The organism is Streptomyces sp. MnatMP-M17 (assembly GCF_900091995.1).
In the GTDB taxonomy this organism is placed as follows: domain Bacteria; phylum Actinomycetota; class Actinomycetes; order Streptomycetales; family Streptomycetaceae; genus Streptomyces.
This window is the reverse complement of sequence record NZ_FMDK01000510.1, coordinates 1-7,986: the sequence shown is the minus strand read 5'-3', so window position 1 is coordinate 7,986 and position 7,986 is coordinate 1. Positions and strand designations below refer to the sequence as shown.

6 protein-coding genes are annotated in these 7,986 nt (G+C 69.2%); 5 read left to right on the top strand and 1 reads right to left on the bottom strand.

Annotated elements, in window-relative coordinates; all coding sequences use genetic code 11:
- Window positions 1-1,770 (bottom strand): transglycosylase domain-containing protein (locus GA0115259_RS22510; RefSeq protein WP_237540340.1); only part of this gene is annotated, 1,770 nt, incomplete at its 3' end.
- 374 nt (window positions 1,771-2,144) lie between these two features.
- Here GA0115259_RS22510 and GA0115259_RS22505 point away from each other — a divergent pair.
- From GA0115259_RS22505 to GA0115259_RS22485, 5 genes are all read left to right on the top strand, one after another.
- On the top strand, window positions 2,145-2,945 hold the full coding sequence (locus tag GA0115259_RS22505) for an ABC transporter permease (RefSeq protein ID WP_093600173.1): 801 nt from the start codon (window positions 2,145-2,147) through the stop codon (window positions 2,943-2,945).
- Between the two features lie 145 nt (window positions 2,946-3,090).
- Window positions 3,091-3,921, top strand: coding sequence for an ABC transporter permease (locus GA0115259_RS22500; RefSeq protein WP_256098085.1), 831 nt, complete (start codon window positions 3,091-3,093; stop codon window positions 3,919-3,921).
- 58 nt (window positions 3,922-3,979) lie between these two features.
- Window positions 3,980-5,014 (top strand): ABC transporter ATP-binding protein, encoded by a 1,035-nt coding sequence (locus tag GA0115259_RS22495; protein ID WP_202450243.1) that lies wholly within the window; start codon window positions 3,980-3,982, stop codon window positions 5,012-5,014.
- A 31-nt stretch (window positions 5,015-5,045) separates the two neighbouring features.
- On the top strand, window positions 5,046-5,783 hold the full coding sequence (locus GA0115259_RS22490; protein WP_093600164.1) for a DUF1707 SHOCT-like domain-containing protein: 738 nt from the start codon (window positions 5,046-5,048) through the stop codon (window positions 5,781-5,783).
- Window positions 5,784-6,078: 295 nt separating this feature from the next.
- Window positions 6,079-7,578: a DUF445 domain-containing protein gene (locus GA0115259_RS22485; protein WP_093600161.1), complete on the top strand. Its 1,500-nt coding sequence runs from the start codon at window positions 6,079-6,081 to the stop codon at window positions 7,576-7,578.
- Window positions 7,579-7,986: the final 408 nt, after the last annotated feature.

Here is a 7,986-nt window from a genome sequence, read left to right as displayed (position 1 = left end):
GGTGGTGGTGTCGGCGGCCTCGCGGCTGATGACCTGCCGCGGTTCCCGGTGGGGCAGTTCGACCTTCGTACCGTTTCTGCTGACCTTCTGGACCAGGGTGTAGGTGCCGTGTCTGCCGTGGTTGGCGAGCGTCGCGTACGCCTTCGCCATGTCGAGCACGCTGGCGCTGGCCGGGCCGAGCGCGATGGACGGTGAGGCCGTCAGATCGGGTGTGTTGCTGGGCAGGCCGAGCGCGATGGCGGTGTTTCTGACGGTGGCCGGGCCGATGTCCTGGGCGAGCTGCGCGTAGACGGCGTTGACGGACTTGTCGGTGGCCTCGCGGAGGGAGAGCGGACCGTAGTTGATGTCGTCCTCGTTCGCCGGCGCGTAGCCGGTGGGCCCGTCCACGCCTTCGACCATGCGCTCGTTGTTGCCGTCGTAGACGGTGTTGGGCGTAATGGGCTCGCCGTACCGCGTCCGGGAGTTGTTCTCGACGGCGGCGGCGAGGACGAACGGTTTGAAGGTGGAGCCGACCTGGTAGTCGCGGCGGGTCGCGTTGTTGACGTACTGCTTGGTGTAGTCGATCCCGCCGTACATGGCGACGACCTTGCCGGTCGTGGGATCGACGGAGGCGCCTCCGATCCGGACATTGCGGTCGGCCGCGCGGCCGGTGTCGAGACGGCTGAGGACGATGTCGTCCACGGCCTCGCCGAAGGCGTCCTGCTTCTCCCGCTCCAGCGTGGTGGTGATGCGATGGCCGCCGGCGGCCAGGGTGCGCTCGTCGATGATCTTGTTGCTGACGAGATACTCCTCGACGGCCTGGACGACATAGCCGCGCTGTCCGGAGAGCCCGGTGCTGGAGTGTCTGATCTCGCCGGGTACGGGGAAGGCCAGCGTGGCGCGGACGGCCGGTTTGAGCCAGTGCTCCTTGACCATGCCGTCGAGGACATAGTTCCAGCGGGCCTCCGCGGCGGGCCGGTTCTCCGGGTGGACGACGACGTCGAAGTCGCTGGGCGCGTTGAGCAGCGAGGCCAGATAGGCGCCCTCGGCGAGGTTGATGTCCTCGATGTCCTTGCCGTAGTAGGCCTGGGCGGCGGCCTGGATGCCGTAGGCGTTGCGGCCGAAGTAGCTGGTGTTGAGATAGCCCTGGAGGATGTTCTTCTTGCTCTCCTCGCGGTTGAGCTTGATCGCGATGAAGAGCTCCTTGCCCTTGCGTACGACGGTCTGTTCCTGGCCGAGGTAGTAGTTCTTGACGTACTGCTGGGTGATGGTGGAGCCGCCCTGGGTGCCCTTGCCGGTGACGGTGTTCCAGATGGCGCGGACCATGCCCGCGGGATTGACGGCGGGTTCGCTGTAGAAGCCGCGGTCCTCGGCGGCGAGTACGGCGCGCTGGACGGCCCTGGGCACCTGGGCGAGCCGGATGTTCTCGCGGTTGATCTCGCCGTCGCGGGCGAGCTGGGTGCCGTCCGCGTAGAGATACAGATTGGACTGGAGTGTGGCCGCGGTGTTGGCGGCCGGGATGCCGACGAGGTGGTAGCCGGCGATCAGGCCGCCTCCTAGGAGGAGCGTCCCGAACAGGAGTGTGCCGAGCAGCGCCCGCCTGGTGGGGACGAGCCGGCGCAGACCGGTACGGGGACGGGGAGGGGTACGGGGACGGCGTGGACGCTTCCGCGGCCGGCTCTTTCCGGCCGGTGGGAAGCGGGGGATCTCGGGGGCGGGGGCCGAGGGGTCCCGTGGGGCCCAGCCCTGCTGCTGTGACACGTGCTGTGACACGTCTGACACGTCGCTCATAAGTGTGGAGACTCCTCGGCCGCGGCCGGGGGATTCGCCCTCTCCGGCATAACGGTGTCGTATCAGGCGATTCGCGGTGCGGCCCCGAGAAACGCGGTGCGGCCCCAGGAAGCCCCCTGAAACAGGGCCAGAACGGATGAGCGCCGTCGGCCGGAAGGGATCCGCCGCCGGCCGGAACGGATGAGCGTCGCCGTCCCGGCCGATGGGTCGCGGCGGTCCGATAACCGGTCGCGGCGGCTGATCCCGGTGGGCTAGGGTCGTGCGCTTTGGTGCCGGGTGCCGGGTGCCGGGTGCCGGGTGGGGCCTTTCGCGTGGTGGCGACCGGCGGACCGATAGCGCGGATGACACGGATGATGCGAGGGAGCTGGGGTGTGGTGCGGCTGTATGTCGTGGTGGCCGCGGGTGGGTTCCGGCGCTATGCCACATACCGTGTGGCGACCTTGGCGGGAGTGTTCACCAATACGGTCTTCGGGTTCATCGTGGCGTACACCTATACGGCTCTCTGGGACGAGCGTCCGCGGCTCGGCGGTTACGACCTCTCCCAGGCCGTCACGTATGTGTGGCTCGGCCAGGCGCTGCTGATGACCTGCGCCATGATGGGCGGTGGTTTCGAGGACGAGTTGGTCGAGCGTATCCGTACGGGTGATATCGCCGTCGATCTCTACCGGCCCGCCGATCTCCAGCTGTGGTGGATGGCCGGGGATCTGGGCCGTGCCGCGTTCCATCTGCTGGGGCGCGGGATCGTACCGATGGTGCTCGGCGCGTTCGCCTTCGAACTGGCGCTCCCCACCGATCCGCTGACCTGGCTGGCGTTCCTCTTCGCCGTGCTGCTCGGTGTGGTGGTCAGCTTCGCGATCCGCTTTCTCGTCGCGCTCTCGGCGTTCTGGCTGATGGACGGCGCGGGGGTGGCCCAGATGGCGATGCTGGCCGGGATGTTCTTCTCCGGGCTGCTGCTGCCGCTCAATCTCTTCCCCGGTCTGCTGGGCGAGGTGGCGCGGGCGCTGCCCTGGTCCTCGCTGCTCCAGGTCCCGGCGGATGTCTTCCTCGGTACGCGCACCGGATGGGATCTCGCCGGAGCGTACGCGTTCCAGGCGGGCTGGGCGCTGGCGCTGCTGGCGGTGGGACGGCTGCTCCAGACCGTCGCGACACGGAGGGTGGTGGTCCAGGGTGGCTGAGGAAGCGGCGGCCGGGGTGTCGTCTTCGGAGGCGTCTGTTGAGGCGTCTGTGCAGGTATCCCCGTCTGTGCAGGCATCCCCGTCTGTGGAGGCAGCTCCGGAGGTATCCCCGGTGGTGCCCCCGGAGACGTCTGCGGAACGGTGGATTCCGCGGCTCTCGCGACGGGCCGCCGTACAGGACGGGCTCCGGGCGTACGGCCTGATCGTCGCGATGTGGATGCGCTCCACGATGGCGTACCGCGCGTCCTTCGCGATGACGGCGTTCGGGAACTTCGCGGCGACCGCCTTCGACTTTGTCGCGATCCTGCTGATGTTCACCCATGTGGACGCCCTGGGCGGTTACTCGCTGCCGGAGGTCGCGTTTCTGTACGGGACGTCCGCGACCGCGTTCGGCCTCGCGGATCTGCTGCTCGGCTCGATGGACCGGCTGGGCCGGCGGGTGCGGGACGGCACGCTCGACACGCTGCTGCTGCGGCCCGTACCCGTACTGGCCCAGGTGGCGGCGGACCGGTTCGCGCTGCGCCGGCTCGGCAGGGTCACGCAAGGGCTGCTGGTGCTGGTCTACGCCCTGGTGGCGCTGGACATCGACTGGACGCCGGTACGGGTGCTGATGCTGCCGATGATGGTGGTGAGCGGCGCGGCCATCTTCTCGGCGGTGTTCGTGGCGGGCGCGGCGTTCCAGTTCTGGGCGCAGGACGCGGCGGAGGTGCAGAACTCGTTCACGTACGGCGGGACGACGCTGTTGCAGTACCCGCCGACGGTCTTCGCGAAGGACCTGGTGCGCGGGGTGACGTTCGTGGTGCCGCTGGCCTTTGTCAACTGGTTGCCGGCGCTGTATGTCCTGGGCCGCGAGGACCCGTTGGGGCTGCCGGACGCCGTCGCGTTCCTGCCGCCGGTGGTGGCCGGGGTGAGCTGTGCGCTGGCGGGACTGGCGTGGCGGGCGGGGCTGCGTACGTACAGGAGTACGGGGAGCTAGGGACCACGGGAGCCAAGGGCCGTCCTTTTGAGCAGGCAGGCCGGATCAGGGAGCGTTGATGAGTGTGAGTGCGGATGGCGACGCAGGTGGCGGTCACGCACGTCGTGACACGGGTGGTGACACGGGTGGTGACGCCGGCTTCATCGAGCTTGACGGCATCGAGAAGGTCTTCGACGTACGGCGCAGAGCGGGCCTGCTGCGCCGTGAGAAGCATCAGGTACGGGCCGTCGACGGCATCAGTTTCCGGGTGCCGCGCGGCGAGATGGTCGGCTACATCGGCCCCAACGGCGCGGGCAAGTCGACCACCATCAAGATGCTCACCGGCATTCTGACGCCGAGCGGCGGACGCCTGCGGGTCGCGGGCATCGATCCGTCCCGGGAGCGTACGCGGCTGGCGCAGCGTATCGGTGTGGTCTTCGGGCAGCGCACCACGCTCTGGTGGGATCTGCCGCTGATCGACTCGTACCGGCTGATGCACCGGATGTACCGCGTTCCCGACGCGCGGTTCCGGGTGAATCTGGAGCGGTGCGTCGAACTCCTCGATCTGGCCGAGCTGTTGGACGTACCCGTACGGCAGCTCTCGCTCGGCCAGCGGATGCGCGGCGATATCGCGGCGGCGCTGCTGCACGATCCCGAGGTGCTGTATCTGGACGAGCCGACCATCGGGCTCGATGTGGTCTCCAAGGCCAAGGTCAGGGAGTTTCTGCGGGACCTGAACGCGGAACGCGGCACGACCGTCCTGCTGACCACCCACGATCTGACCGATATCGAACAGCTCTGCAAGCGGGTGATGGTCATCGACCACGGCCGGCTGCTGTACGACGGCGCGCTGGCCGGGCTGCACGAGGTCGGGGAGAGCGAGCGGACGCTCGTCGTCGATCTGGAGCGTGAGCTTCCGCCGATCGGACTGCCCGGTGCGCGGACGGTCAGGGTGGAGGGACCGCGGCAGTGGCTCGCTTTTCCCGCGACGGAGTCGGCGGCGCCGCTGGTCGCCCGGGTCGCGGCGGAGTATCCGCTGGTCGATCTGTCGGTGCGGGAGCCGGACATCGAGGCGGTGATCGCCAAGATGTACGTCGATCGATCAGCCGTGTGACGCGGGCCCTGGTGGTGACTACTCTGCTTCCATGACGAGTGAACGGCCTGATCCAGGTCCCGGTCCCGGTCCCAGTCCGAGCTCCAGTCCCGGTCCCGATCCCGATACGCGTGCGTCGGACGCCGAGCGGGAGCAGGTCGCGGAGCGGCTGCGCGAGGCCGTGGCCGAGGGTCGGCTCGACATGGAGGAGTTTGACGAGCGCCTGGACGCGACGTACAAGGCGCGTACGCATGGCGAGTTGGTGCCACTGGTACGGGATCTGCCCGCGCCCGGTACGGCGACGGATGTGGCGCTCGCGCCCTCGTCGGGCGGCGGCGTGAGCACCTGGTCGGACCGGATCGGCAAGGAGCGGGCCACGTCCAAGGGCGCCTTCGCGTTCTGGGGCGGCTTCGGGCGTAAGGGCACCTGGACGGTGGGCCGGAAGTTCACGGCGGTTGTCCTTCAGGCGGGCGGCGAGATCGATCTGCGCGAGGCGCGGTTCGAGGACCGCGATGTGGTGATCCGCTGCTTCACGGTCATGGGCGGTGTCCATGTCACCGTGCCGCCGGACATGGATGTCGAGGTCAGGGGCTTCGGCTTCATGGGCGGCTTCGGCGAGGTGGGCGATGCCGAGGTCAGTCCGGGATCGCCGCGGGTGATCATCACCGGGTTCGCGCTGATGGGCGGCGTCGGGGTGGAGCGCAAGATCAGGGAGTCGGAGAAGCGCCGGCTCAAGGAGGAGCGGAAGCGGCAGAGGCTGGAGAAGAAGGACCGCAAGCAACTGGACTGACGCCGGTACGCGCGGTACGTGCCGTCCGCCGTCAGCCGTCCGCCGTCCGCCTCGGAAGCGGGCGAGACCGCTCGCACCGCAGTGCCACCGCCCCAGGCAGCGCCCTCATCAGTGCCCTCATTCGCGCCCTGAGCAGAGCCGTGAGCCGAGCGGCTGATACGTCGGCGTACCTCGGCGCAGAGACATATCCGATATCGCACGGGAACTCGACGCGCGCCTCGGGAGTACCTCAGACAGGGACAATGTGTCAGGGCGGGCTCGCGGGCACGACGCGTACGCGGACGGATGGAGCGGAATGGAACGTACGGATCCGGAGAAGGCGGCGGAAGCCGACGACGGCGGTGCCGGCGCTGACGGCAGCGCCGGGGCTGATGGCGCGGGATCTTCGGGACCGCCCGCGCTGCCCGGCGGCTCGGCCGCGTCCGCTGCCTCCGGTGGGCCTGCCGCCGTAACCGGTGCGTCCGACGATCCCCGTACGCCCACCGCACCTGGCGGCCCCGGCAGGCGCTCCACTCTGAGCGCCACCCTCGGCTCCTTCTCGTACACGGCCGCCGACGAGGAGAAGCGCCGCGGCGTCCGCCGTATGAAGACCACCGCCACCGGTCTGCTGCTGCTGGTCGCCGTGATCTATGTCCTCGCCACCTGGGCGAAGAACGCCGGCGCGGGCGGCTGGACCGGCTATGTCGCCGCCGCGGCGGAGGCGGGCATGGTGGGCGCGCTGGCCGACTGGTTCGCGGTGACGGCGCTGTTCAAGCATCCGCTCGGCGTGCCCATCCCGCACACCGCGATCATTCCGAACAAGAAGGACCAGCTCGGGACCTCACTGGGCTCGTTCGTGGGAGAGAACTTCCTCTCGGCCGAGGTGGTACGGACTCGGCTGCGCGCCCTCGCCATCGGCGGCCGGGTCGGTACATGGCTTGCTGAACCGGCCCATGCCGACCGTGTCACCGCCGAGCTGTCCACGGCGCTGCGCGGTGCGCTGAGAGTCCTGCGGGACTCCGACGTACAGGCGATCGTCGGCGAGGCGATCACCCGCCGCGCGGACGCGGCCGAGGTGGCGCCGGGCCTCGGCAAGACTCTGGCGAGAATCGTCACCGACGGTTCGCACCACCGCGCCGTCGATCTGATCTGCGTCCGCGCGCACGACTGGCTGGTGGAGCACGCGGACTCGGTGATGGACGCGGTCCAGGGCGGCGCGCCGGGCTGGACGCCCCGATTTGTCGACCGCAAGGTCGGTGACCGTGTCTACAAGGAGCTGCTGCGCTTCGTCACGGAGATGCGTGACATGCCCGACCATCCGGCGCGCGGCGCCATCGACCGCTTCCTGCGGGACTTCGCCGTGGACCTCCAGTCGGACACGGAGACCCGGGCCAGGGTCGAGCGGCTGAAGTCGGATCTGCTGGCCCGCCCCGAGGTGCAGGACATCATCGCCTCCGCCTGGGCCTCCGTACGCGCGATGATCATGTCCGCGGCGGAGGACGACCGGAGCGAACTGCGTCTGCGCGCGCGTGCCTCGCTGCTCTCCCTGGGCGCGCGGCTGGCGACGGACGGCCGGCTCCAGGGGAAGGTGGACGGCTGGATCGAGGACGCGGCGGGATATGTCGTCTCCACGTACCGCGGCGAGATCACGTCCCTGATCTCGGACACGGTACGGAGCTGGGACGCCGCCGACACCTCCAAGAAGATCGAGGCGCACATTGGCCGTGACCTGCAGTTCATCCGGATCAACGGCACGGTGGTCGGCGCGCTGGCGGGGCTGCTGATCTATACGGTGTCGCATGTGCTGGGCGCGTGAGGAACCCGGACTCAGGAAAAAGTCCTCACGGTCCTCATGGTCGTCCTCATGGTCCTCATGGTCCTCATGAAAAAGTGCTGGGCGCGTGATCCGGACCATGTCGTCCGTTCACGCGCCCAGCCACCATGGGGGAGTTGCCGTTAAGTACGCGGCCCGGACCCGGGGTGTTCAACGCGTACGAAAAACTCTTCTGCCGGGGCCGGGGCCGGGGCCGGGTACGGGGTCAAGCACCGGGTACGGGTCCGGGTACGGGTCCAGGGCCCGGCCCCGTACCCGGACCTCCGTCACTCCCCGCCGCGCCGCGTGGTGGCCCAGGACGTGACCGCCCATGAGGTCGCGGCGACGGCGCCCGCCACGGTGAAGACGGCGGGCCAGGCGCCGATCTTCTTGGCCAGCGGATGTGAACCG